Source organism: Planktothrix sp. PLAVEN19ND, assembly GCF_057220675.1.
Window position 1 is genome coordinate 1,704,418 of sequence record NZ_CM170132.1, and the last position, 24,167, is coordinate 1,728,584.

At 40.9% G+C, this 24,167-nt stretch carries 24 protein-coding genes and 1 pseudogene; 11 read left to right on the plus strand and 14 right to left on the minus strand.

What is annotated here, in order from left to right; translation table 11 throughout:
* Positions 1-27: 27 nt before the first annotated feature.
* The 6 genes from AC2D3N_RS07245 to AC2D3N_RS07270 all read right to left on the minus strand — a co-directional run bounded on the left by AC2D3N_RS07245 (position 28) and on the right by AC2D3N_RS07270 (position 6,032).
* Positions 28-165 (minus strand): photosystem II reaction center protein K, encoded by a 138-nt coding sequence (locus AC2D3N_RS07245; protein WP_079679068.1) that lies wholly within the window; start codon positions 163-165, stop codon positions 28-30.
* Positions 166-373: 208 nt separating this feature from the next.
* A complete protein-coding gene (locus AC2D3N_RS07250) occupies positions 374-1,381 on the minus strand; it encodes an alpha-E domain-containing protein (RefSeq protein ID WP_079679067.1) in 1,008 nt (335 codons plus the stop codon).
* Positions 1,382-1,639: 258 nt separating this feature from the next.
* Positions 1,640-3,073, minus strand: a complete 1,434-nt coding sequence (locus AC2D3N_RS07255; protein ID WP_484693217.1) for a circularly permuted type 2 ATP-grasp protein — start codon at positions 3,071-3,073, stop codon at positions 1,640-1,642.
* 271 nt (positions 3,074-3,344) lie between these two features.
* The gene (locus tag AC2D3N_RS07260; RefSeq protein WP_484693218.1) at positions 3,345-4,118 is read right to left on the minus strand and encodes an exosortase-dependent surface protein XDP2; all 774 of its coding nucleotides are present in this window, start codon (positions 4,116-4,118) and stop codon (positions 3,345-3,347) included.
* A gap of 487 nt (positions 4,119-4,605) precedes the next feature.
* Positions 4,606-5,379 carry an exosortase-dependent surface protein XDP2 gene (locus AC2D3N_RS07265; protein WP_484693219.1) on the minus strand — a complete coding sequence of 258 codons (774 nt, stop codon included), beginning with the start codon at positions 5,377-5,379 and terminating at the stop codon, positions 4,606-4,608.
* Between the two features lie 443 nt (positions 5,380-5,822).
* Entirely contained in the window at positions 5,823-6,032 is a 210-nt protein-coding gene (locus tag AC2D3N_RS07270) for an Hfq-related RNA-binding protein (RefSeq protein WP_484693220.1), read from the minus strand.
* 122 nt (positions 6,033-6,154) lie between these two features.
* Here AC2D3N_RS07270 and dapF point away from each other — a divergent pair, with 122 nt between their 5' ends.
* Positions 6,155-7,003, plus strand: coding sequence for a diaminopimelate epimerase (gene dapF, locus AC2D3N_RS07275; protein WP_079679057.1), 849 nt, complete (start codon positions 6,155-6,157; stop codon positions 7,001-7,003).
* 43 nt (positions 7,004-7,046) lie between these two features.
* The gene (locus AC2D3N_RS07280; protein ID WP_079679056.1) at positions 7,047-8,213 is read left to right on the plus strand and encodes a hypothetical protein; all 1,167 of its coding nucleotides are present in this window, start codon (positions 7,047-7,049) and stop codon (positions 8,211-8,213) included.
* A gap of 145 nt (positions 8,214-8,358) precedes the next feature.
* Here the strand turns inward: AC2D3N_RS07280 and AC2D3N_RS07285 are convergent, their stop codons facing one another.
* Positions 8,359-8,442, minus strand: coding sequence for a hypothetical protein (locus AC2D3N_RS07285; protein WP_144017763.1), 84 nt, complete (start codon positions 8,440-8,442; stop codon positions 8,359-8,361).
* Here AC2D3N_RS07285 and AC2D3N_RS07290 point away from each other — a divergent pair.
* The gene (locus AC2D3N_RS07290; RefSeq protein ID WP_484693221.1) at positions 8,413-8,814 is read left to right on the plus strand and encodes a DUF4915 domain-containing protein; all 402 of its coding nucleotides are present in this window, start codon (positions 8,413-8,415) and stop codon (positions 8,812-8,814) included. The genes AC2D3N_RS07285 and AC2D3N_RS07290 overlap by 30 nt on opposite strands.
* Positions 8,815-8,890: 76 nt before the next feature.
* Here the strand turns inward: AC2D3N_RS07290 and AC2D3N_RS07295 are convergent, their stop codons facing one another.
* The 6 genes and pseudogenes from AC2D3N_RS07295 to AC2D3N_RS07320 form a co-directional block, all read right to left on the minus strand.
* On the minus strand, positions 8,891-9,382 hold the full coding sequence (locus AC2D3N_RS07295) for a YajQ family cyclic di-GMP-binding protein (RefSeq protein ID WP_484693222.1): 492 nt from the start codon (positions 9,380-9,382) through the stop codon (positions 8,891-8,893).
* 95 nt (positions 9,383-9,477) lie between these two features.
* A pseudogene (locus tag AC2D3N_RS07300) lies at positions 9,478-9,982 on the minus strand (DNA recombination-mediator protein A).
* 330 nt (positions 9,983-10,312) lie between these two features.
* The gene (locus AC2D3N_RS07305) at positions 10,313-12,076 is read right to left on the minus strand and encodes a sensor histidine kinase (RefSeq protein WP_079679051.1); all 1,764 of its coding nucleotides are present in this window, start codon (positions 12,074-12,076) and stop codon (positions 10,313-10,315) included.
* Between the two features lie 76 nt (positions 12,077-12,152).
* Positions 12,153-13,325: an RNA-guided endonuclease InsQ/TnpB family protein gene (locus tag AC2D3N_RS07310; protein WP_079679049.1), complete on the minus strand. Its 1,173-nt coding sequence runs from the start codon at positions 13,323-13,325 to the stop codon at positions 12,153-12,155.
* A 223-nt stretch (positions 13,326-13,548) separates the two neighbouring features.
* Entirely contained in the window at positions 13,549-13,776 is a 228-nt protein-coding gene (locus AC2D3N_RS07315) for a type II toxin-antitoxin system CcdA family antitoxin (RefSeq protein ID WP_026788050.1), read from the minus strand.
* A 344-nt stretch (positions 13,777-14,120) separates the two neighbouring features.
* A complete protein-coding gene (locus tag AC2D3N_RS07320; protein WP_079679048.1) occupies positions 14,121-16,049 on the minus strand; it encodes a transglycosylase domain-containing protein in 1,929 nt (642 codons plus the stop codon).
* A 271-nt stretch (positions 16,050-16,320) separates the two neighbouring features.
* On the opposite strand from AC2D3N_RS07320, the gene tyrS reads away from it, so the two are divergent.
* The 8 genes from tyrS (at position 16,321) to AC2D3N_RS07360 (ending at position 23,638) form a co-directional block, all read left to right on the plus strand.
* Positions 16,321-17,571 carry a tyrosine--tRNA ligase gene (tyrS, locus tag AC2D3N_RS07325; RefSeq protein ID WP_484693223.1) on the plus strand — a complete coding sequence of 417 codons (1,251 nt, stop codon included), beginning with the start codon at positions 16,321-16,323 and terminating at the stop codon, positions 17,569-17,571.
* A 376-nt stretch (positions 17,572-17,947) separates the two neighbouring features.
* Entirely contained in the window at positions 17,948-18,235 is a 288-nt protein-coding gene (locus tag AC2D3N_RS07330) for a hypothetical protein (RefSeq protein ID WP_484693224.1), read from the plus strand.
* A 415-nt stretch (positions 18,236-18,650) separates the two neighbouring features.
* Positions 18,651-19,352 carry a V4R domain-containing protein gene (locus tag AC2D3N_RS07335; RefSeq protein WP_079679044.1) on the plus strand — a complete coding sequence of 234 codons (702 nt, stop codon included), beginning with the start codon at positions 18,651-18,653 and terminating at the stop codon, positions 19,350-19,352.
* A 279-nt stretch (positions 19,353-19,631) separates the two neighbouring features.
* A complete protein-coding gene (locus tag AC2D3N_RS07340; RefSeq protein ID WP_484691139.1) occupies positions 19,632-20,645 on the plus strand; it encodes an IS701 family transposase in 1,014 nt (337 codons plus the stop codon).
* A 104-nt stretch (positions 20,646-20,749) separates the two neighbouring features.
* Positions 20,750-20,926 carry a hypothetical protein gene (locus AC2D3N_RS07345; protein WP_484693225.1) on the plus strand — a complete coding sequence of 59 codons (177 nt, stop codon included), beginning with the start codon at positions 20,750-20,752 and terminating at the stop codon, positions 20,924-20,926.
* 133 nt (positions 20,927-21,059) lie between these two features.
* Positions 21,060-21,521 (plus strand): globin family protein, encoded by a 462-nt coding sequence (locus tag AC2D3N_RS07350; protein WP_484693226.1) that lies wholly within the window; start codon positions 21,060-21,062, stop codon positions 21,519-21,521.
* Positions 21,522-21,640: 119 nt separating this feature from the next.
* Complete coding sequence (locus AC2D3N_RS07355) at positions 21,641-22,294, plus strand: V4R domain-containing protein (protein WP_079679040.1); 654 nt, start codon at positions 21,641-21,643, stop codon at positions 22,292-22,294.
* 183 nt (positions 22,295-22,477) lie between these two features.
* Positions 22,478-23,638 carry a pentapeptide repeat-containing protein gene (locus AC2D3N_RS07360; RefSeq protein WP_484693227.1) on the plus strand — a complete coding sequence of 387 codons (1,161 nt, stop codon included), beginning with the start codon at positions 22,478-22,480 and terminating at the stop codon, positions 23,636-23,638.
* 15 nt (positions 23,639-23,653) lie between these two features.
* Here AC2D3N_RS07360 and AC2D3N_RS07365 read toward each other — a convergent pair whose 3' ends face one another.
* Entirely contained in the window at positions 23,654-24,136 is a 483-nt protein-coding gene (locus tag AC2D3N_RS07365; RefSeq protein ID WP_079679038.1) for a globin family protein, read from the minus strand.
* Positions 24,137-24,167: the final 31 nt, after the last annotated feature.

Here is a 24,167-nt window from a genome sequence, read left to right on the forward strand (position 1 = left end):
GGACGCTGATAGCTTAAACTTGTTTTCTTATTTGAATCCCACGGAGGCTTGCCAAACGAAAGCCAACAGCAGGAAAAATACGGGGATCACGGGCAGAATGTCAACAACCGGGCTAAAAATAGAGTAAGCTTCGGGTAACTTTGCTAACAGCAGTATTGCTTCCATGAATTAATATACCTCGGGGAAAAATTATGTGGGCGAATTTTTACACATTTTACCACGCCCGGTCATGGCAACTCACGAATTTTAAAAGTTGTCGCTCAGGCCTAATTTTGGCGATCGCCACGGTCAATTTCAGATCGGATCGGCCCGGAATGGCGGTGGCTATTGAAACCGAGGGTTTGAAAGTTTTGAGGGTTGCACCCGAGCCAAATCACCGAAGGGGATGGATCACCGAACTCCCTTGAGTCTGAGTCTGGACAAAGGGACTAACCACCGGTTTCAGGGCAAAAAAATCTTCATAAATTTGCTCACCAACATGATTCATCCGATTTTGTAAATCATCTAAAAATTCATGAATTCCCCTTTGCATAATTTCTTCAATAGTCAGATAATCGAGTTCAGAACGTAGCCGTCCTAACTCCCGTTCGGCAGGGTTTTGCCAGGTTCCGGGGCTGGTTCCGGTAATACATTGAAGCGATCGCTCCGCCTGTAATAAACAATATTCAATTGAACGGGGAAACTCCCGATCTAAGATTAAAAATTCCACCACCCGAGAGGGGGTAATTCGGTGTTGTTTGCGTTTCCGATACATTTCATAAGCACTGGCAGATTTTAACAAGGCAATCCACTGAATTTCATCAATTGTTGTTCCCACATCCTGTACTGAAGGTAACAGAATATAATACTTGACGTCTAAAATTCGAGAGGTTTTATCCGCCCGTTCTAATAATCTCCCCATATTGCCAAAATGCCACCCTTCATTATGGGACATCGTAGCATCCATCACCCCCGCAAACAGGTGTCCGCGCATTTTCACTTGATAGAAGAAATCCGCGAGTTGATAGGAACTATCTCCTAAAGCCGCATCTCTCACCATCATATAAAATTCATTCACCTGTTCCCACATTTCCGAGGAAATAATTTCTCGAACTGAACGAGCATTTTCCCGGGCGGCTCGCAGACAAGATAAAATAGAACTGGGATAATTACTATCAAAGGTCAAAAACCGGATGACGTTTTCTGCGGTCGCTTCTCCATAGCGTTCTTTAAAGATTTCTAAGTCTCCTGTCGTAACAACAATTGGTTTCCACTGTTGTTGAACACCGGAGGGAGAATCTAATAATAAATTTTGATTAACGTCAATAAAACGCGCAATATTTTCCGCCCGTTCTACATAACGATTTAACCAATAAATAGAATCTGCAACACGACTTAACATATTAAAAATTGTTAACGGTTTACCGTTGAATATGATGAACCCGCCCCAAAAAAATCCGTGAAATCCGTGAAATCCGATCACAGATTTAAGAGGATTACGCAGATTAACACAGATTATATCAGTCGCGCCTGGGGTGTTAGGACATAGACTGATGCTAAAACCGTGCGCCGTACACCCATCTTTTCCTGCGGTGTTCCCTGTTCCCTGCTATAACACAGATTAAAATCCGTGAAATCCTCTTAAATCCGTGATCCAGATTTATTCACATAAAACCCAAGTATCCTTACTCCCGCCTCCTTGTGAAGAATTAACCACTAATGACCCTTTTTTCATCGCCACTCGGGTTAATCCCCCCGGATGAACATAGATATCTTCACCATATAAAATATAGGGTCTTAAATCAACGTGACACCCCTCAAAAGTATCTCCGAGTAAGGTGGGAACTCGGGATAAAGATAATGTCGGTTGTGCAATATAATTTCGGGGATTCGCCTTAATTTTTTCAGCAAATTCTTGACGTTCTATTTCGGTAGATTGGGTTCCGACTAACATCCCATATCCCCCCGCTTCATTGGCGGCTTTAACGACTAATTGATCCAGATTACTTAGCACATATTCTAGTTGTTTAGGTTCCCAACATAAATAGGTGGGAACATTGGATAAAATTTGTTCTTCTCCTAAATAATATTGAGTCATTTGGGGAACATAAGCATAAATCACTTTATCATCTGCAATTCCAGTTCCCAAGGCATTCGCCAGAGCAACTCGACCATTGCGATAGACTTCCGTTAACCCAGGAACTCCTAACATTGATTCGGGATTGAAAACTAATGGATCAATAAAAGTATCGTCAATTCTGCGATAAATCACATCCACCCGTTTTAATCCCTTAGTGGTGCGCATTTGCACATAGCCATCACTCACCACTAAATCCCGTCCTTCGACCAATTCTACCCCCATTTGTTGGGCTAAAAAGGAATGTTCAAAGTAAGCAGAATTGTACATCCCCGGAGTTAAAACCACTACCGTCGGATTACTAATATGATCCCCGACTAAATTAAGCAAGGTATCTAATAAATGACTGGGGTATTCATCAACGGGTTGAATCCCTAATTTTGCAAAAAGTTGGGGAAATGTGCTTTTCATCACCCGGCGATTTTCCAAAACATAGGAAACCCCCGATGGACAGCGCAAATTATCTTCGAGAACATACCATTTTCCCCCTTGATCTCTAACTAAATCTGTCCCTGTAATATGACACCAAATTCCTTGAGGTGGCTTTAACCCCATACAAGGTTTAAGAAATCCTTTAGAAGATAAAATTAATTCTTCGGGAATAATTCCATCTTTAACAATTTTTTGCTCCCCATAAATATCATCAATAAATAGATTTAATACATGAATACGTTGCTTTAATCCTCGTTCTAAATGAGCCCATTCTGAAGCAGAAACAATTCTAGGAATTAAGTCAAAAGGTAATATTCTTTCCGTGCCTTGACTATCATTATAAACGTTAAAAGTTGCTCCCAATTTCATCATTGCTGTTTTAGCCGCTTCCTGTCGAATTTCTAAATCTCCTGGGGATAAAGAATTAATTCGATCAATTAATTGGGCTGCGTAGGGACGAGGTTGTCCTTTCGCCACAAACAGTTCATCGTAGAATTCACCTGGATCGTAAGATTGAAATCGCACAGCCTTTTGCCCCTATTTTTTTTAAGGTAATTGAGATATAAGATTTTTAGAGAACGGTTAACTGTAACTTTTGATACTAATTTATCAGCCTTCATTTTAACTCACCGTCGCAAAGACTTCACCGCCGGGTTTTCTGGATGAGTATGAGTCAAATACCATGAGTCGTGCGACCGCTATACCCATAAAATTAAACCGCCCCATCATGTTTTCATTTCCTGGGGCGGCGGTTGATTTAGAGATGTCTAATATTAACTAATTCAAAAGATAGGTCTTATTGAGCTTTTTTGCGACGAGACATAGCTAAAGCAGCACCCACTAAACCTAATCCCAAAACAGTCGTGGGTTCAGGAACGGCCGTATTTAGACCCACCACTTTAAAATCAGGGCCAACATAACTAGATTTGCTGATTAACCGTAGACCACCAAAAGATTTGGCATCGGTCACTCCTAAATCAAACAAACTGACTCCTAAAGAACCTACTATTTGAGCTTCATCGATTTCTGTGGTATCAAGGCTATAACCCGCTCCCTGCCATTCTGATGAATATAGTTTAATGGAGTCTCCACCAATCAACTTACCACTTTTATCAAAGGCCTGAACTCTGAGTTGACTGTTCTTGCCCCGTTCAAAAAACAGGAAATTATCCACAGGTTTACCAAAGAACAAGTCTAGGGTAAACTTGCCACTGTCTTCGGTATCAATAATATTGCTGAGGTTTAAATTGCCCAGAGAGGCTGCTAAATTACTTGCCGTTGGATTTTCTGCCTTAACCCCTGAAGCATTATCCCCTCTATCGCTACTGGCTGCGCCTGTATTGTCACCTGTCCAGAGATCGTTTTGGATGATGTTAACATCTTTGACCAGGGAGAAATTGCTGTAGGTTTTATTCTCAATTTTAACTGAATTTAACCAGATGTCACTTTTCCACTGACTTGTATCCGATGTGGTGTAGTTGGTTGTGAAGGTAAACGCTTGGGCCGAGGTCGCGCAAATCCCGGTTAAAGCTAGGGTTGAGATTAAGGTTGTGAGGAATGTGGTTTTCATTGGAACTCCTGTGTGTGAATATCCTACTGGTCACTTTGACCCCGAACTCGTGACTCTGTTTTCCTGAGTGTCTCTTTAGCAAGGGACATCTTAGCAACCAGAGTTATTACATACAAGTCGTTGATAACACAATAACAATATGGGTAGGATACGTCATCGGTATTGATCAAAATTTCTAAAAGTTTTACAGAACTTTTATACAGATCAGCTTTTATTTAAAGAATTGATGAAATCCCTATAAAAAAATAGGGTTGGTCTCTTATATGTATATTATATGGAATTCGGGTTGATTTAGGGGAGTTGGAGTGAATAGCTAAATAGTCCTGTTCTGATATTCCTTCCCATAATCTACCGACCGCCCCATCCACAAGGAGATAGGGTTTTCTCGGCAAATTTTACAAAATCTAACCCGCCCCATCCTACTTTTGTTTCCTGGGGCGGTAGTTAATTAAAGATGTCTAATGTTGGTTTCTTCAATGGATATGCCTTATTGAGCTTTTTTGCGACGAGACATAGCTAAAGCAGCACCGACTAAACCTAATCCCAAAACAGTCGTGGGTTCAGGAACGGCCACATTTAGACCCACCACTTTAAAATCAGGGCCCACATAACTAGATTTGCTGATTAACCGTAGACCACCAAAAGATTTGGCATCGGTCACTCCTAAATCAAACAAACTGACTCCTAAAGAACCTACTATTTGAGATCCATCGATTTCTGTGGTATCAAGGCGATAACCCGCTCCCTGCCATTCTGATGAATATAGTTTAATGGAGTCTCCTCCAATCAACTTACCACTTTTATCAAAGGCCTGAACTCTGAGTTGACTGTTCTTGCCCCGTTCAAAAAACAGGAAATTATCCACAGGTTTACCAAAGAACAAGTCTAGGGTAAACTTGCCACTGTCTTCGGTATCAATAATATTGCTGAGGTTTAAATTGCCCAGAGAGGCTGCTAAATTACTTGCCGTTGGATTTTCTGCCTTAACCCCTGAAGCATTATCCCCTCTATCGCTACTGGCTGCGCCCGTATTGCCACCTGTCCAGAGATCGTTTTGGACAATATTAACACCTTTGACCAGGGAGAAATTGCTGTAGGTTTTATTCTCAATTTTAACTGAATTTAACCAGATGTCGCTTTTCCACTGACTTGTATCCGATGTGGTGTAGTTGGTTGTGAAGGTAAACGCTTGGGCCGAGGTCGCGCAAATCCCGGTTAAAGCTAGGGTTGAGATTAAGGTTGTGAAGAATGTAGTTTTCATTGGAACTCCTGTGTGTGAATATCCTACTGGTTACTGTGACCCTGAACTCGTAACTCTGTTTCCCTGTCTGTCTCCTTAGAGTGGGACATCTCAGCAACCAGAGTGATTACATACAAGCTGTTAATAACTACAATAGCAAACTTTATTGGTTTGTCACGCCTCTTTATAAAAAATCCTGGAAGTTTTACAGAACCTTTATAGAGATCAGTCTTTATTTAAAGCATTGACCCAATTCCCTATAGAGAGAGGGATAAACCTATATATAAATTATAGGAAATCTGGGCAGAGTTGGGGAATGATGTTGTTAATATTATCGAGTTTGAATCTCCGTAAGATCACGGGGTTTTGAAAATTACGCCACAATTTAGCACCGGGGCATCTCCAATCAGGAAGGAGGATTGGCTAAAACCGTCGTTGTATAACGGTTATGCTGAACAGGTCTCCTATTTGGGACGGATAAAAGCAATCGAATGTCGCCAAACCAATATTTGTAGGTTGTTTGGGTCTTGTAAACAAATACAGTTGGGATCTTGCCAGATAATCGTTCCTGCGAGAAGATCATTCGTTAGCAGTTTAACTTCCACTAAGTTTTTATCCTTGGTATACCCTTGAACTTTGCGAATACTGGGTAAATCGGTATTAAATTCAGACATAATAGAGTTGTTTTTAATTCAACATTAAAACGATAATAGATAAGGTGTGAGGGATTTTCAACTTTTTGATTCACTCTCGCCCAAACGCCCAAATCACCCTAACGATAAAAGTGGAGGAATTCATGACCATTGCATTTACGAAATATCACGGTTTAGGGAATGATTTCATTCTGATTGATAATCGTCATCAGTCAGAACCCCTAATCACCCCAGAACAGGCCATAGAAATGTGCGATCGCAATTTTGGCATTGGTGCTGACGGCGTGATATTCGCGAACGGAGGAACCTCCAACACTGACTATACCATGCGAATTTTCAACTCCGATGGTTCGGAACCTCAGATGTGTGGAAACGGAATTCGCTGTCTGGCTAAATTTATCGCTGAACTGGAAAACCGCGATCAAATTACATCCCCCGTAAGCTACAAAATCCATACCTTAGCGGGTGTGATTACTCCGGTATTACAAGCCAACGGCCAAGTTAAAGTGGATATGGGAGTTCCGCGACTTTTAGCCCAGGAAATTCCTACCACCCTCGCCGCCACCGATGAGAAAGTGGTTGATGTTCCCCTATTGGTGGCCGGACAATCTTGGAATGTCACCTGTGTGAGTATGGGAAACCCCCATTGTATTACCTTTGTAGAGGATGTTGAGGAAATTAAACTCGCAGAAATCGGCCCCTTATTTGAGCATCATGCCGTTTTCCCTGAACGCACCAATACGGAATTTATTCAAGTGATTAACCGCAATTATCTCAAAATGCGGGTATGGGAACGGGGTGCTGGTGCAACTCTAGCCTGTGGAACTGGAGCTTGTGCTTCTGTGGTTGCCGGAATTTTAACGGGAAATTGCGATTTTGTTGTTACAGTGGAACTACCCGGAGGTTGTCTGGAGATTGAATGGTCGAATCAAGATCAACATTTGTATATGACCGGGCCAGCAGAACGGGTGTTTACGGGAAATTATCAATAACCATTAGAAATCACCGAATCTAGGAATTAAACAGGTAAATAATATGGGTGGAGGGATTTATCTCATTCAGGATGATGATCGGCTAGTTGAAATGATGGAACAGCCCTACGATTCTGAAGACCAAATACAGGAATTATTAGAGACTTATCCCAATCTTTTAGCCGGGGATGGAATGGAGCAAGTACATACGCGCCATGGTACGTCTGCACGACGGTGGTTATTAATTTCCCGGGACGTAACCCTTCCAGCTGAGGAAGATAATGGGAGTCGCTGGTCAATCGATCATTTATTTTTGGATCAAAATTCTATTCCTACACTGGTCACAGTTAAACGCAGCCGCAATGTGGAAACTCGACAAAAAATGATTGGTCAGATGTTAGATAATGCGGCAAATTTAGGATTATATTGGCCGATGGAATCAATTATTTCTCAATTTGAAGCCAATTGTCGAGATCAAGGTCGAGATCCTGAACAAGTGTTTGAAGAATTTCTGGGCTCGGATCTGAGTGAAGATGGATTTTGGCAAAAAGTTAAAACTAATCTGCAAGCGGGAAAACTGCGTTTAGTCTTTGTTGCAGATGATATTAATAGTTCCTTAAGACGGGTGGTAGAATTTCTGAATAAACAAACGGATTTAGTCGAGGTTTTGGCTTTAGAAATTAAACAATATGTCAGTCAAGATGGCTTAAAAACCTTAGTTCCTCGGTTAATTGGTCAGACGGCGGAAGCCCAACAAAAAAAATCTAGTGCGACGGGAGAACGCCGTCGTTGGGATGAAGTTTCCTTTTTTGAAGAACTCCAACTGCGTCGGGGAGAGGATGAAACACAAATAGCTCAAGAAATCCATAACTGGGTAAAACTTCAGGAACCAGAGGTTATTATACAGTGGGGAACGGGAGATGTTTATGGTGGGTTTACGGCTTTATTACAACAGAAAGAAAAAGGTCGAAAACAGTTAAAGTTATTTACCGTTGATATTTCAGGACGTTTAGAAATTTCTTCTAATAAATATGGTTCTCAACCTCCTTTTGACCAACGGGAAAAATGGTTAGAACTCCGAAATAAATTGAGTGCGATTGGTTTATCTCTCCCTTTAGAACCTACGGAATATCGAGAGCCAACATTACAGTTATCTAATTTAGAAGATCAAACCGTATTACAACAAGTCCTAAAAACCTTTGATTGGGTGATTTCGATTATTAAAGCCTGAAGGAGTAAACCCACCAAGGCCGAAAATTATCGAGAGTTAGAGAGACGCGCCGTGGCACGTCTCTACATTAATGACTGTTATCCGAAAACAAAATTGAATATTTTGTAGCCTAGAGTCCTTCTAGCAAGGCTTGTGGGCAAAAAAATTAAGTGCGTGACAGCTTATCATTGCCCTCATTTCCATCTACAAGGTCATTGGCTTGACCGCCATAGAGAGTGTCATTATCTATTCGGGGCGGGGAGAATTAGGATATGTGGATTTAGACACAGGGAAATTTGAAGCGATCGCCTTTTGTCCAGGCTATTTACGAGGACTAGCATTTTGGCAAAATTGGGCCATAGTCGGACTTTCCAAACCCAGAGGAAATGACAAAACATTTGGAGGTTTAGAATTAGATGAATTACTCACCAAAAAAGATGCCGAACCGCGTTGTGGTATGATGGCAATTGATCTTAATACTGGGGCAATTGTTCACTGGTTGCGTTTAGAAGGAATAGTCACAGAACTCTATGATGTGCAGATAATTCCCGAAGCACAAAAACCAACGGCTTTAGGTTTTCAAACCGAAGAAATTGCCCAATTAATTACTTTGGAATTGTAACCAATGATGGGGGCGAATATCCGCAGATAAATGCGGATGAGTGTTGATTTTGATTTAAGGGAGAGTGGCTTTTGTGTTACCTATAGTTTGTAAACTGCAATGCAGCCGGATAATCTTCTTCTTTCAGACGTTGAATTACTAATTGTAAATCATCTTTAGATTTAGCTGAAATCCTAACCGAATCTCCCTGAATAGAGGCTTGTAATTTTTTAAATTCATCCTTAATCAATTTAGTGATTTGTTTTGATACTTCTTGAGTTAAACCCTTTCTGAGCTTAATTTCCTGTCTAACTCGACTACCACTAGCAGATTCCACTTTCCCATAATCAAAAATCTTTAAAGAAAGATTACGTTTAGCCGATTTAGTTTGCAAAATCGTATGAATGGCATCTAGGGTAAACTCGCTATCGGTATTAACAATAATCGCCGTTTCCCCTAATTCCAAGGTAGTCTTAGTATCTTTCAAATCATAACGGCTTTTAATTTCCCGTTCGGTTTGATCAACAGCATTGACTAATTCCTGTCGGTCAAAATCACTAACAATATCAAATGAATAAGTAGAAGCCATAGTCAATTGCAATTATTTAATAAAAAATCTATCAGCGTAGAGACGTGCCAAGAGCGCGTCTGTACGAGTGACCGATTCAACATGGGTATTAACGGCTAATCCAAATAGAATAGAGTCACAATTTTGCGCTGATTTTCAGCTTCCTCGCAGGTACTTAGGAGGGTGACACTATCATGGTAGGCAAAACAGATTAACTGTTGGCACCGAGAAATAATCTCTTGGTTGCACAACCCACTGGCTTCGGCTAGGGATAAATCATCGCCCTTGGCATTTTCTACAACATGAATCACCTGTTCCAACTGCTGGCGAGATTCCCTGGGCTGACGTTTCATGCTTTGGGGCAAAATCACCGTCAACAAGTTGGGGTTAGCCCGCATTGCACCTCGAATGGCCGCCGCGTTCGTTCCCGTTGAACCCGATGTAATCAAATGATTCCCTTCTAAAACCAAGGCATAACTCATCATCTCAATCAAGTTTTGATGGGTTAGGGGAATATGGCGGGAAACCCAACAAGGCAACACGCTTGGAGCCAGTTTGTTGAATGGCTGCCAATTCTTCTAAAAAGTCATCTACTTTCGGCAGATTGATAGATTGGTTCAAGGATAATTACAAAATATAATCAGGACAATCCTGTAGATTCTAGCAAATTCGGCGACAATTATTCGGGGTGCAACTAAAGTTTTTATCTAATTTGATTGACTGTGATTGTTATGAGAGCAACAACCGCCCAACCGACCTGGGGGAAACAGTTTACAACCCCTGGCACAGAATTCTCCCATACCCTGATCGATTTTGTTTGGACAAATCCCCCCGTTTAAGGGAATCTCTGGATCTGAATGGCCCGGAACTACGGAGATGGGGCTTGATAATTATAGCGCAAATGTCTATATTTGTCCATATTATCGTGGTTTAAATGCTATGATACGGGGGTTATTGATACAAAGGAACTGTAAATGTAACCGTTGATCCTAATCCTTCCCCAAGGCTATAAAACTTAATCGTTCCTCCCATGGTTTGGACTAATTTTTGGGAAATTACTAATCCTAAACCCGTTCCCCCATATTGACGAGTATAGCCCCCGTCCACCTGAGAAAAGGCTTTAAATAGTCGATCTTGTTTTTCAATCGGAACCCCAATTCCGGTATCCGCCACCCGAAATTCCACCACTCCTGGAAACTCTTGATTTTGAAATACAAAAGTTTGTTTAAGAATTCCCAAACTAATATTAATTCCCCCTTCATGGGTAAATTTAATTGCATTTCCAACTAAATTCAACATTACCTGTAGTAACCGTTGATAATTTCCATAGACAATGACTTCATCGTCATAAGCTGCTTTTTGGATGGTAAAAGTCAATCCTTTTTCTTGAATTTGCGCGCGGGTAAAATGTTCAACTTCATCTAAAAGTTCATTTACCTTAATTAAAGCTAAGTCAATCTCCATTCTCCCAGCTTCAATTTTAGCAATATCTAAAACATCATTAATCAAGTTTAGTAAGTGTAAAGCGGCTCGATGGGCTTCTTGAATAAATTCTTCTTCTTCTTCGGGATCATCCACCATCCCATCTAAAACTAACTTTAAAAACCCAATAATTCCATTTAAAGGCGTGCGTAATTCATGGGACGTATTCGCCAGAAATTCACTTTTTAACCGAGAAAGAGCCACCGCCTCCATGCGGGCTTCTTCTAGTTCTTGATAGAGGGTAGCATGGGCAATAGCAGTTCCGACATGGGTAGCTAATTCTCGAATAAATTCCACTTCAGCCGATATCCATTGTCGAAAGCGATCGCACTGTTGCAAACTAATAATCCCATTGGGCTGATCTTGATAGGACGTGGCGATGACTAAAATAGAATAGCGTTTATAGGGGTCTTGATCCGGGGAGGTGCGTTCGACCACCACTGGTTCTAAGGTCGCTAAAGCCTGCGTCCAACCCAACTCATTGGCAATGGCTAAATCCAAACCCAACATCATGGGAAATTCTGATCGGCGATATTCAGCCACCACCTGGGTTTGTTTTAAACTCCAATTATCCTCTTTTTCAACTCGATAGGGACATAAAATACAACGACTTACCCCTAAAACCTGCCCTAAACTATTAACCGTTTGTTGCCAAATTTGCTTTAAATCTAAGGTTCGACGAATTTTTTGGGCAATTTGACTTAATAACCTTTGATAAATATGGGAACTGGGAGAAACTGCGCGACACATCGTTCCAGCAATTTGGATCAGCATTTTTTGGGGGATTTCCAAATTGGAAGGAAGGGAACGATAGGCAACAATCTCCGACATACTCAGGTCTAAATTTTCTTCGGGTTGTTCCAGAACACAGCCCATAACCAATACTCTATCTGGTTTTCCATTAGAGACTAAAACGGGAGTCATTGTCAGTTCTAATGGAATATATTGATCTTCATAAGCAAATGAATAAATAAATCTCTCAGGAATTAAACTGGTTAACACCCGGGTGATTCGCTCCTGATAGGGAGAAAGGATAACAGGTTTAAAGTATTCTCCCATAGACGATCCGACAATGGTATCCACAGGTAAAGAATAGCGATCATCTCGTTGCCAATGAAATGATAAATAATCACCCGTGGCATTTTGAATAAAAACCAGATCAGCACCCAAGTTCTGCCAGATCGGGTCAGCCGAAGTCGAACTTGCAAAATGAGAGTTCTCGTCTAAGTTCATTCGGATTAGCGACTACATAGTGAACTTGACACTCTCAGGTCTGAAGACACTGAGATTCTAACTTCAACCTAGATACTTACTCAACCAGACTTTCATCAAGCAGAGCAGAGGTTTCTAGTCCATTAGCGTTACTTCGGAGATGCCCTCTCCTAGCTTGTTGACCAAGATTCAGAATATTAATAGCGGCATTTGTATCTCTATGTAACTCACATCCACAACTACAAACATGGGTGCGCGTTGATAGAGATTTTTTTACTATTACCCCACAATTACTACATTTTTGCGAAGTGTAATGAGGTGTAACAGGAATTGCTAATTTATCAAATTTAGTCGCAAAATATTCTATCCATTGTCGAAATAAATACCAACTTGCGTCGCTAATTGATTTAGCCAAACAATGGTTTTTAACCAGATTCCTAACACTTAAATCTTCGTAGACGACTACATCGTTAGATGTGCATACGTTACGCGCTACTCTCTTTGCGTGTTCATTCCGTTGTCTACTTACTTTTAAGTGTTTTTTAGCATAAACTTTTCTCGTTTTCCGTCGCCCCGATGAACCCTTAACCTTTTTGTAAATTTGTCTCTGAGATTGCTTAATTGATTGTTCAGCTTTTCTCAAAAACTTGGGATTGGGTTCTTGATAGCCGTTAGAGTCTGTGTAAAACGACTCAATACCAACATCAAGACCAATTTCCCTTCCAGTTTTCGGTTGAATATCAGTGACATTAATATTCAGACAAAACTGTGCGTAATATCCATCGGCACGACGAATTAAACGCAGCCGTTTTATGTCTTTAACATTATAAGTTTGGATATCCCACTTCCCCAATAACTTGAGTTTGCCAATTCCGTTTTTGTCGGTAAAGGTAATCTGTCTTTTAGTTGAGTGTAGTTTCCATCCCGATGTTTTATATTCAACGGAACGACAATCTTTCTGGAATCGGGGATATCCTTTTTTGCCAGAAATTTGTTTCTTGCAGTTATCGTAAAAACGACTAATGGCAGACCATCCTCGCTCGGCGGCGGATTGGACTGCCATTGAATTTAGGTCGGCAACAAAGGGAAATTCTTTTCTGAGAGTCGTAGAATATTTATTTAAGGCAAATTTATCAATTTTTTCCTCTCTGGGTGCATCCATCCAATATCTAATCGCTTTGTTGCGAATAAATTGGGTGGTGCAAATGGCTTGATCAATCGCTTTGTATTGATCTATTTTACCTTTAATTTTGTATTCCAGAACTATCATTCGGATTTCCTTCTGTTTATTTTTCGACCCACTGATATACTAACATGAATTAATGAAATATTCACGGGGGTTTTAACCCCTTGAATCGCTTTTCCTCTCAAGTCTGAAGACACTGAGTTTTCAATCTCTCAGATGCTTCCGATAAATAGTTAATCAACTATTCACTTCTTGACTGATAACTGCTAGAGACGCGCCATGGCACGTCTCTACATTGATAACTGATTTAATCGTTCCATTCCCCTCGAGGCGGAACCGGAGGGTTTCGTTGGAGTGTCAAAGCTAGTTCATCCTCTGGACGCTCTCCTCTAAGCCATTGGCGCAGGGCTGTTTCAATCACCTTGCTAGGGTCATTGGTGAGATGTTTGATTTGATCGAGTAACTCAGAATCAATGTGAATTGAAACTTCCACTTTCTGAGTCACATTTGGCGAAGAAAATGTATTCTTTTCCATAACAAATTAGATCCTAACGTATAAAAAAAATTTCCAACAAGTAGGGAATAGTGACTAAAGCCAATTCCCAGACACTTATATAGCAGGCAATAGGGAACACCGCAACAGGCAGCGCCGTGAGCGTTAGTCGAACGACAACAGGGGGGAAAGACTTCGCCGTCAGATTTGCTGGGTCAATCTTTGTCCTAACCGTTGGGCGCGACTGCTATATCAAAAATTAAAGGAATAACTTTTCAGCCCATTCCCACAGAGCCAGACACAGGCATACTTAGCGAGTAGTGCTGCCTTCATTCTACTCTCCTCCAGGGAAAAATTATTGACCTGGGTCAAAACCCCATTCAGAATTAAGGTTTGGTATAGGCCGAAGGCGGTTTAAAAGAAGTTACCGGTTTTCCATCTAAGGCTTGTGACATAAAGTCACGCCAGATGGGAGCCACAATGGTTCCTCCGGTTGCTCCATAGGTTAGGGGAGTATAATCATCATTTCCCACCCAAACGGCCGTGGCTAAATCGGGAGTATATCCGGCAAACCAGATATCCCGTTCAGAAGAAGTGGTTCCGGTTTTTCCCGCCGCCGGACGTCCAATTTGGGCTCGGGTTGCTGTCCCCCGACTAATCACTCCTTGTAACACACTATTTAGGGATGCCACAGCCCATTGATCCAAGACTAATCGAGGTTTCGGGGTATTATCCAGTAGAATGTTGCCCTGACTATCGGTAACCTGGACAATAAACGTGGGTTCAGAGTGCCAGCCATCATTGGCAAAGGTGGCATAGGCTCCGGCCATTTCCATCGGGGTTAAATCCACCGACCCCAAAGGTAGGGAGATAACCGGTTCAATTGGACTCTTAATCCCCAGGACTCGACAAACCTCAATCACCTGATTTAGTCCCACCTCCTGACCCAGTTTGACCGCCGGAACATTTAAGGAATGTTCCAAAGCCGTGCGAATACTCACCGCCCCGGAGAAACCGCCTCCGTAGTTTTGCGGAGAATAATAGCCATAGCCATCGGGATAACTCACCGGGCTATCATAAACTGTGGAATCTGGCCCATATTTGCCAGTGGCAAAGGCTGCATAATAAACAAAGGGTTTGAAGGCAGAGCCGGGTTGACGGAGGGCTTGAATCGCCCGATTATACTGACTGGTTTTATAATCGGCCCCCCCCACCATTGCCTTGACAAAATGGGTGCGGGGGTCAATGGCTACCAGGGCAATTTGACCATTTTGTAAACTGTTATAAACCCCTTGATAGTACAAGTTCTCATGCCACTCACTGACGGTTTTCTCTGCCATCCGTTGAAAATTCATATCAATGGTGGTTTGAATCCGCATTCCGCCCTTGAGAACGGCCTCCCGACCAAAGCGTTCGGAAAGCTCCTGGACAACTGCCTCCGTCACATAGGGAAGACGGCTGCTGCTAAAGGAGGTAATTTTGCCCACCAGTAGGGTTTGTTTTTTGGCTTCGGCTTCTTCTTGGGGGGTAATCCATTGAAGTTCTCGCATCCGCTTCAAAACCGTTAACTGTCTCTGTTTGGCTTTCTTGTAATCCACAAAGGGACTATAATCCTCCGGCGCTGGAATCAGACCCGCCATCATTGCTGATTCCGCCAGGGTTAAGTCCTTCGCCGATTTATTAAAATAACTACGGGCTGCGGTTTCCACCCCATAAAGGTTATGACCCCAATAGACCTGATTTAGATACAGTTCTAAAATTTCGTCTTTTGATAAAATCTGCTCTAAACGAATCGCCATCACCGCTTCCGCGGCTTTCCGGCTCATGGTACGATTCGGGGATAAAAATAGGTTTTTCACCAACTGCATGGTCAGGGTAGAACCCCCCTCCACGGTGGAACCCCGTTCAAAGTTAGCGATAAACGCCCGTACAATCCCCGTCGGGTTAATTCCCTTGTGATAGAAGAAATTGCTATCTTCAATCGCGATTACAGCCCGTTTCAGATGGGGAGATATCTCGTTGAGGGAGACTACTTCACGATTGGCCTCATCATGGAGGCTGGCCAAAGGAACCCCCTTAATATCGTAGATATGGGTGGTTTCCGTAGGCACATAGTTCTGTAATACCCGCACATCGGGAAGGTTACGGAAACTGACCGCTAAACCGACTAACCCTCCAGCCACGACCGAACTGGTTAACATCGTAACGCCGAGCAAGGTTCCGGCCGTTACTTTGCTGACCGACTGCACAAAGTCAAACAACGTTGAAGGGTTGTTGACCCTAACATCGCGTGGGATTGCATTAGTTGATGACACGTTTAATTTACTCCCTCAATGAAAACAGGGCTACACAACATTTAGGGCTTGCAGACAGAAATATAACTTTTTTTAGCTGACAGTGATAGCATATAACATTAACATTATGCGGTTAAACCCTAAATGCACATTTTGTGCAAGTTGTGGATGGATCGGATTTGGTCTCTACGACCGTAGGAAATCATAAGAATCCTAGCCGGAAGATCAAAATTTCTAGTCCGGGATCAAGGTTAACGGATTTTACCCTAATTGGCAAAAAATTTTTAAGATCATGGCATTGAGTCAACCTTCTGTACCCCTGGAATCGGCGCTATCTCTACAGGATTCTCCCTCCCTTCGCCGCGGCGTGACTGAAATTTTCCCTGAAATTATCAACTCTGGGAACCCAGATGAAAATTTAGGTCAACGATTATTAACCACCAATCGACCCCTCAGAGTTAAATTTGGCATTGACCCCACGGCATCGGATATTCATTTGGGACATAGCATTCCGATTCGCAAGTTACGCGCTTTTCAAGATGCGGGTCATATCGCCGTATTAATTATTGGGGATTTTACCGCTAGAATTGGTGACCCCACGGGAAAATCCGAAGTCCGCCGCCAATTAACCTCGGAAGATGTACAGAAAAATGCTCAAACTTATTTAGAACAACTGCGTCCGATTTTAGATTTTGATACCCCTGGACGCTTGGAAATTCGCTACAATTCGGAATGGTTATCAAAATTAGATTTGCCTAAAATATTAGAATTATTGGCAACCATGACCGTCGGACAAATGTTAGCAAAAGAGGGTTTTTCCTTGCGGTTTGAACAGGAAAATCCGATCTATTTGCATGAATTTCTCTATCCGTTAATGCAGGGTTATGATTCCGTGGCGGTGGAGGCGGATATTGAAATCGGCGGCACGGATCAAAAGTTTAATTTAGCCGTGGGACGAGATTTACAAAGGCATTTCGGACAAAAACCTCAATTTGGTTTATTAATGCCAATTTTGATTGGGACAGATGGGGTACAAAAAATGTCGAAGTCCCTAGGAAATTATGTGGCGTTATCGGAAGATCCCTTAGCCATGTATTCTAAATTAGAGAAGGTTCAGGATAATCTATTAAACCAATATTTTGAACTGCTCACTAATCTTCCTTTGGATGAATTACCGGAGAATCCTCGGGAAAAACAAAAGTTATTAGGGTTGGAAATCGCGTCTCAATTTCATGGAAAAGAAGCCGCATTAGAGGCTCAAAAAGCGTCTTTAACCTTAGTTCAAGGGGATGCTAAAACCGCAGAAGCAGTCCCGGAGTTTTCCCTGGCTGAGATTCAATTTCCCGCTAAGTTATTCTATATTCTTAGTGCGAGTAAGTTGTGTAAAACCAGCAGTGAAGCGCGGCGAGAAATTCAAGGCGGGGCGGTTAAATTAGATGGCGATCGCATTTCTGAAATTGATTTAATATTTAATTCTAGTGATGAATTAAAGGGTAAAGTTCTGCAAGTTGGCAAAAAGAAATTTATCCGTTTAGTTCAGTAGGATATCAATATTATTTGTTGTAGTGCAAGAGAGGGCGGGTTGATTTTTGTTAATGATAATTAACGAAAATTCCGGCGAACCCGCCCTTAGATTCAGTCGATGTCATCAATCTTTACGAAAATCTGTAAGCCTTATATGTTAAGATATACAAGTCTCGACGCGGGAGAAGATACACCCCGAACTCATGGGCGTAGAGGAAAAAAGAGGCTGGATTTTTGTTAGTATGAGGCGAGAATAGAAGCAGATTTTTTCAGTTTCAACAAAAAATTAACAACAAGCTTATAAAATCCCGATCAAAGGTTAAATCTATGTCTCTGCGTGAATACAAACCCGGAACTACTTTCCCTGGTGTAACCAGTTACGCTTTGAGTTTGAAGTGACAGGTCAACCCGATTTAGCCAAGGGAAAAGGAACACCGGGTCGCGCCCAGCTTTATATTGATGGCAAATTGGTCGGGCAAGTTGATGTCCCAGTGACGACTCCCTTAGCCCTCGGTTTAACCAGTGGCGTGACCTGTGGGATTGCTCCTGGTGCGCCTGTGACACCGGACTATCAACCGCCTTTCAAGTTTACGGGCAAACTTCACAGCGTGATCGTGGATGTGAGTGGAGATCTAATTCAGGATAGCGAAGCCGAGATGCGGATGATGATGGCACGACAGTAGATATCGGATTTCTTGTTTAATTGATCAGAGGAAGTGGGTGAGCGATCGCCAACTTCCTCTTGATTTAATTTTTGAACCTATGGCGACTTAAACAAAAATTAATTCCAAAATCTGATACCCACTCCCCTCAACAGCGGTGTTGATTTCCCCATCTGTCAGTGACTCCTAAAAAATGTAGTGCTTCATGGCAAAGAATCGAGTTAAATTAGATACAACAGGTGCATTAATCAAACTGACTCAGAACATCCGCCAGGAGAATTAATCCCCTATAACTTGAATCCACCAAAGAAAGGGGCAAGAGGCAAGAGGTATACCCCTGTTCCCTATTCCGGTGTTCCCTACTGTTTGTCAGTCCTAGGTTGAGAAATTTGACCCCAATTTTGAACCCTGTAGATTAAAAAGGAGTATGCAGCTAATGGCTTCAAGCGCCGCCCCTCAACATCCTGTTGAGCATCAGTCCAAACTCAAAATAAGTAATCCTAAAGCCCATAATCATTATCGATTTCAAGATTTCTTCAGCTTTGATCCGTCTATGGGTACGGTCACGGACTGGAATCAAATGCGAAATATCTTTACCAGTGAAGATTTTATCATCGGTTTGGTCGAAGGATTAGAGGAAGAAGTCGGTAGTGCCTCCTCGGTGATCATGTATACCATTGGCAAGGAATGGGGCGTTAAGGATGCTGCCTTTTTCCAGCAGTGGTATGAAGCCGAATTTGGTCAAAGTATTCGACAGTCTAACCTGATGTTTCTCCTGGAAACTTGGTGGTGGCCTTTCACTGCCCAAGGTTGGGGACGCTGGGAAGTAGATATGAGCGATCGCAAACATGGCTGTATCTTTATTAACCTATTTGACTCAGCTGTTGCCCGGACGTTAGGGGATGTGGGAAAACCCGTTTGTCATATTTACGCCGGATTATTTGCCGGATTTTTTAGCAATTTGGTTAAGAAAAGCCTAAGTTGTATCGAACTGCAATGTTATTCCATGGGAGAAACCTATTGTAAGTTTCTTTTGGGAAACCCAGACCGGATAGATGCTGCGGGTTTTTGGCTGAATGAAGGAGCCACGGCCAGAGATATTCAGCGAAAATTACAGGATGGAGTGGTGTTGCGATGAACAATCCCCCGGGTTGGCTCAGTAATTCTGTTCAAGACTTTTTCAGTAACTTAAACTGGTTAGGCACACCCATCAGGGAGGAAAAGAGTCATGCAACTGCTTCATCAGGACTTACGCAAGCACACTATATATGGTGTGCGGTAAGCCAGCGAACGCTGCCAATTATTCAAGTATTTGCGCCAGCAATATAAAATTTAGACACAAAAATCATACTGATTGACAGATATTTAACAGTCAATATTTATGCTAAACTGATTAAGTTAACTTGGGGTGAAAAATATGTCGTTTAGCCAATTAGATTACTGCCAGTATCTATTAAGCAGTCCAAACAATTATACTTTAAATAACTTAGCCAACCACTTAGAAAACGTTAGCCATGATACCATAAACCGTTACTTAACCAAAGAAAATTTTACCTCGGAATCTTTGTGGCAAAATGTCAAAAAAGATATCCAAATAAGTGAAAATAGTGCGATCATTTTTGATGATACAGTGCTGGATAAAAGGTTTGGGGAAAAGATTGAATTAGTCCGTCGTCAATATAGCGGAACAGAACATCGTGTACTGTCAGGTATTGGGCTGGTTAACTGTGTTTATGTTAATCCAGAACTAGGTTTATTTTGGGTAATTGATTATCGCATATATCAGCCAGAGTATGATGATAAAACCAAACTAGATCATGTAGCTGATATGTTGAATAATCTGGTGACAGAAAAACAACTCCCCTTCGCAAAAGTCCTGATGGATAGTTGGTATGGGTCACAAAAACTAATGGCAATGATTGACGAATTAGGAAAAATTTATTATTGCCCATTGAAAAAGAATCGTTTAGTAGATGACACAGGAGGAAAAGAAAAATACCAATCAATTGAAAAGTTAAACTGGTCTAATACTGAAGAAAAATCAGGGAAGTTAATCAAAATCAAAAATTTCCCTAAATCTCATAAAGTCAAGCTATTTCGGGTTATTGTTTCTACCAACAGAACGGAATATGTAGCAACTAATGACTTAACTCAAGCATCCACATTGGATACGAAAAAAACCTGTGCTATTCGCTGGAAAATAGAGGAATTTCATCGAGAAATTAAGCAGTTAACAGGGATTGAATCTTGCCAGTGTCGTAAAGCTAGTATTCAAAGAAATCATATTGCTTGTGCCATTTTAGTTTGGAATCAATTGAAAAGATTAGCTCATCTGACTCAGAAAACAGTCTATCAGTTAAAAGCTGAATCTTTGTCAAGTTATTTAATCAAAGAATTGAATTTTCCTTCGATAAAAATGGAACTTGTTTGATTGTTTTGGGTTTATTTTTAAATAAATAATCAGGACTTTTTGGGACGATTGCTATTATCATTGGTATGCGATCGCCTACTTTTGACACTCTATATATAGCGTGCTTGCGTAAGTCCTGTTCATCACAGTCCAATTTAACCCTATCCGTCGCTGATTTTTTTCAACGGATTGATTGGGAAGGAGTTCCCCAGGTCGGAGTTATGCCGATTGTACCTGCTTCGGCTTCTAATACCCCGGATCAACTTGATGTCACCATCGACGATTTAATGGGTTTATTTTAAATCAGTCATCAGTTAACAGTCAACAGTTATCAGTTAAGAAGTTTACAGTTAATTTATTAACTCCTCAACTGATGACTGATGACTAGTAACTGATGACTGATGACTAATAACTGATTACTGATTACTAATTACCATGCAAGCTGAATTAAATGAATTATTAGTCAAAGCGGAAAATCGCTATCTTCAAACCGAAGAATTGTTGGGTTTTAAGAGCTATTCAGAAACTTTAGCCCAACGATTAAAAATTTACGAATTTCTTCGCGATCGAGAAGTGGTTATTTTTCAGCCCATTGCCGATCAAATTTCAGTTATATTTCCCCAGGAAAAACAAGAACGTTTAGAACAGATTTTACAACAATGGATTCTGATTTTGCGCCATAGTGCGATGGCGATGTTATTAAATGATTCAGAATACCTTCAGCGACGAGTGATTGATTGGTTATCAGGTATAGTTCAAGCCCATAATAGTCAAGCTATTGATACTCAAGTCTACCAGTTGCTTAATACCCGTTTAAATGAATTACTCTCAGCAAAGGCAATGGTTTTTATCCAACCCTTCCTGGAACAAGTTAAAAGTTACTTGCTAAAACCTTGAATCAAAAAGAGTTAATCAATTCTGATTAGCACTTTTATAGAAACCCTTGTAAAAAAATATCTGTTCATCACAACCGCGATTCGGTTAACCATCAACCGTCAATATCACCTGTTTAAATCATGATTGAAATCAACAATTTACTCATTAAACCTCAACTTCCAGGCAACTATTTTGCTTATGATGCCTATGTGAAAGGGGATCTGGAATTAGGGTTACTAGAAAATCGCCTCGGAGGTCGTCTACTGGGTCTTCCCTTAACCTTCCTTGAAGCAATTTATACCGGATTGGAACAAGAAACAGGTCAAGCTGCCCGCTTAGTCTTATTCAATTGTGGTCGCTGGTGGGGAAAAAATTTTTATGTCCGTTTTTGTGAAGAAATCAGCGAATATTATGACAAAACTGTGGCGCAAATGGAAATGATCGAATTCATTCAATGTTTACAACAATGTTGGAAAACCCATGGTTGGGGAACATTTGATTTAGATGCTCAATATACTAACACGGGATTTTTGATCCTGATTACCAAAAATTCACCTTTTGCTAGTATTGCTAAAGACTGGAACCGACCCGTTTGTTTTTTGGAAGCTGGAATTTTTAGCTCCTTTTTTAGTCAATTAACCGGACGAGATCTCCATTGTATTCAAACAACCTGTGAGTCAATGGGTGCAGATTCTAACCAATTTATTCTAGGTTTGAGTAATCGTTTACAATCAGTCGAAGCTTTAGTAGATCAAGGGAAAGATCATGACACTATTCTGAAAGCACTGGTATGAAATGTTAATTAGTTATCGGTAAACTAATAACTCACATAGACTCACCAATCGCCTGATCATAATATCCCTTGCGCCTTTGGTAAGTCTCCACACTGATAACTGATTACTGATTAAAGCCAGTTATAAAAATATTCAAAGGAGATTGTTTGGGCTCATTGGAGACTCTCAACTTAGGTTTAACCCATGGATGCGATTGAACTATTGAGTCGATATGGAGATGGAGAACGGGATTTTAAGGGCGTGAGTCTGCGAGGTATGATTCTGAGTACCAACTCTTATCGACCCAATACCATACCAACTATGGGTTTAGCTAATATTCGAGAACCCCAAAATCGACCGCATTTAATTGGTGTCGATTTAAGTCATGCTGACTTAAGCGAGGCCCATCTCAGTTTAGTTAATCTCAGTAAGGCTAATTTGACTGGAGCCAATTTAACCGGGGCTAATCTCAGTGGAGCTAGTCTCAGTGGCACGATTTTAACCGGAGCTAACCTGAGTCGGGTTAACCTTGAAGGTGCCCACCTGAATTGGGCAAATTTACAAGAGGCGGATCTGAATCATTGCAATCTCAAAAGTGCTGATTTTAGTTCTGCAATTCTCATAGAGGCGATTTTGACTCAAGCTTCCTTAGTTAAGGCCTATTTAATTAAGGCAAATCTTCGCCAAGCTATCTTGAAAAATACGGATTTAACCCAGGCTAATTTGAAAGATGTAGACCTATCCGGTGCAAATTTAACTCAAGCTACTATTGTCCGAGCTAATTTAAGTGGAGCTAATTGCACCGGGGCTGATTTAACCAAAGCCCAAATGTTAAAAACTAATTTAAGACACGCTGATTTAACCGATGCTTTTCTTAATTCTGCAACTTTATTAGAAGCCGATCTGAATGAAGCTAACTTAACTCGTGCTAATCTGAGTAAAGCCAATTTGAGCAAAACCTATCTGAGAAATGTCTGTTTAAATGGTGCCCATTTAAGTGGAATTAATTTAAGTGGGGCTGATTTGGGTGGCATTGATTTAAGACAAAAATTATTAACGGGAATTAATTTAGCAGGGGCATATTTAAGTGAAGCCAACTTGGAGGGAGCTTTATTAATGGATGCTAACTTAAATGCCAGTAATTTAAGTTCTGCTAACTTGAGTAAATCTTGTTTAATTAATGCCGATTTAAGAAATACTCATCTGGGCAATGCTAACTTAGCCGATGCAAATTTAATGGGGGCTAATTTGAGTGGGGCTGATTTAAGAGGGGCAACTTTAAAAGGGGCAATTCTAGCCAATGCCGAAATTAAGGGTGCAAAGTTACATGGAGCTACATTACCGAATGGAAAAATTTATAATTAATTAAAAAAAGGGATTTTATAAAGGTCTTTTTTTACATAAAGTATTGGAAGTCAGTTCAATCAGAGGTAAAAATAGATGGTTTTCTTCTGGGGTTAAATAGCTTATAATCACATCGGTCATGGTTTTATAAGTTAATTGAGTTAGAGCTTGAACTTTAAAGGCTTGTAAAATTGTTGAAAACCAAATTAATAGGCGTTGTTGCAAATATTCGGGATCATCGATTAATAACGCCATGGCTGAATATCTTAAAACTCTGAGTGTATCTAAATGCCATTTTGATTTTAAATTAACTGAACCTTGTATAAAGATATCCGGGTTCATTTTTTCCAAATTCTCTTGAATTTGATTCATGATCGCCGATTCATTATTTTTGATTTTTTGATAGGCACTGATCCGATATTTAAACGTGCCAAAATAGGATTTTAAAAAATCCAGTTCTTCTGATGTTGCATAACGACCATCAACTTCCACACTCAAACGTTCTAAATTAGTAAACATAAATCAGTTATAGTAGGGAATAAGCAATAGG

What these genes read in the sequence shown, in the direction of transcription:
- AC2D3N_RS07280 (WP_079679056.1), top strand. Translation starts at nt 7,047, where the DNA reads ATGGGTGGAGGGATTTATCTCATTCAGGATGATGATCGGCTAGTTGAA.
- AC2D3N_RS07340 (WP_484691139.1), top strand. Translation starts at nt 19,632, where the DNA reads ATGTCGTTTAGCCAATTAGATTACTGCCAGTATCTATTAAGCAGTCCA.
- AC2D3N_RS07305 (WP_079679051.1), bottom strand. Translation starts at nt 12,076, where the DNA reads ATGAACTTAGACGAGAACTCTCATTTTGCAAGTTCGACTTCGGCTGAC.
- AC2D3N_RS07295 (WP_484693222.1), bottom strand. Translation starts at nt 9,382, where the DNA reads ATGGCTTCTACTTATTCATTTGATATTGTTAGTGATTTTGACCGACAG.
- AC2D3N_RS07365 (WP_079679038.1), bottom strand. Translation starts at nt 24,136, where the DNA reads ATGTTTACTAATTTAGAACGTTTGAGTGTGGAAGTTGATGGTCGTTAT.
- AC2D3N_RS07310 (WP_079679049.1), bottom strand. Translation starts at nt 13,325, where the DNA reads ATGATAGTTCTGGAATACAAAATTAAAGGTAAAATAGATCAATACAAA.
- AC2D3N_RS07265 (WP_484693219.1), bottom strand. Translation starts at nt 5,379, where the DNA reads ATGAAAACTACATTCTTCACAACCTTAATCTCAACCCTAGCTTTAACC.
- AC2D3N_RS07350 (WP_484693226.1), top strand. Translation starts at nt 21,060, where the DNA reads ATGCAAGCTGAATTAAATGAATTATTAGTCAAAGCGGAAAATCGCTAT.
- AC2D3N_RS07360 (WP_484693227.1), top strand. Translation starts at nt 22,478, where the DNA reads ATGGATGCGATTGAACTATTGAGTCGATATGGAGATGGAGAACGGGAT.
- tyrS (WP_484693223.1), top strand. Translation starts at nt 16,321, where the DNA reads ATGGCATTGAGTCAACCTTCTGTACCCCTGGAATCGGCGCTATCTCTA.
- AC2D3N_RS07245 (WP_079679068.1), bottom strand. Translation starts at nt 165, where the DNA reads ATGGAAGCAATACTGCTGTTAGCAAAGTTACCCGAAGCTTACTCTATT.
- AC2D3N_RS07315 (WP_026788050.1), bottom strand. Translation starts at nt 13,776, where the DNA reads ATGGAAAAGAATACATTTTCTTCGCCAAATGTGACTCAGAAAGTGGAA.
- AC2D3N_RS07355 (WP_079679040.1), top strand. Translation starts at nt 21,641, where the DNA reads ATGATTGAAATCAACAATTTACTCATTAAACCTCAACTTCCAGGCAAC.
- AC2D3N_RS07260 (WP_484693218.1), bottom strand. Translation starts at nt 4,118, where the DNA reads ATGAAAACCACATTCCTCACAACCTTAATCTCAACCCTAGCTTTAACC.
- AC2D3N_RS07270 (WP_484693220.1), bottom strand. Translation starts at nt 6,032, where the DNA reads ATGTCTGAATTTAATACCGATTTACCCAGTATTCGCAAAGTTCAAGGG.
- AC2D3N_RS07250 (WP_079679067.1), bottom strand. Translation starts at nt 1,381, where the DNA reads ATGTTAAGTCGTGTTGCAGATTCTATTTATTGGTTAAATCGTTATGTA.
- AC2D3N_RS07335 (WP_079679044.1), top strand. Translation starts at nt 18,651, where the DNA reads ATGGCTTCAAGCGCCGCCCCTCAACATCCTGTTGAGCATCAGTCCAAA.
- dapF (WP_079679057.1), top strand. Translation starts at nt 6,155, where the DNA reads ATGACCATTGCATTTACGAAATATCACGGTTTAGGGAATGATTTCATT.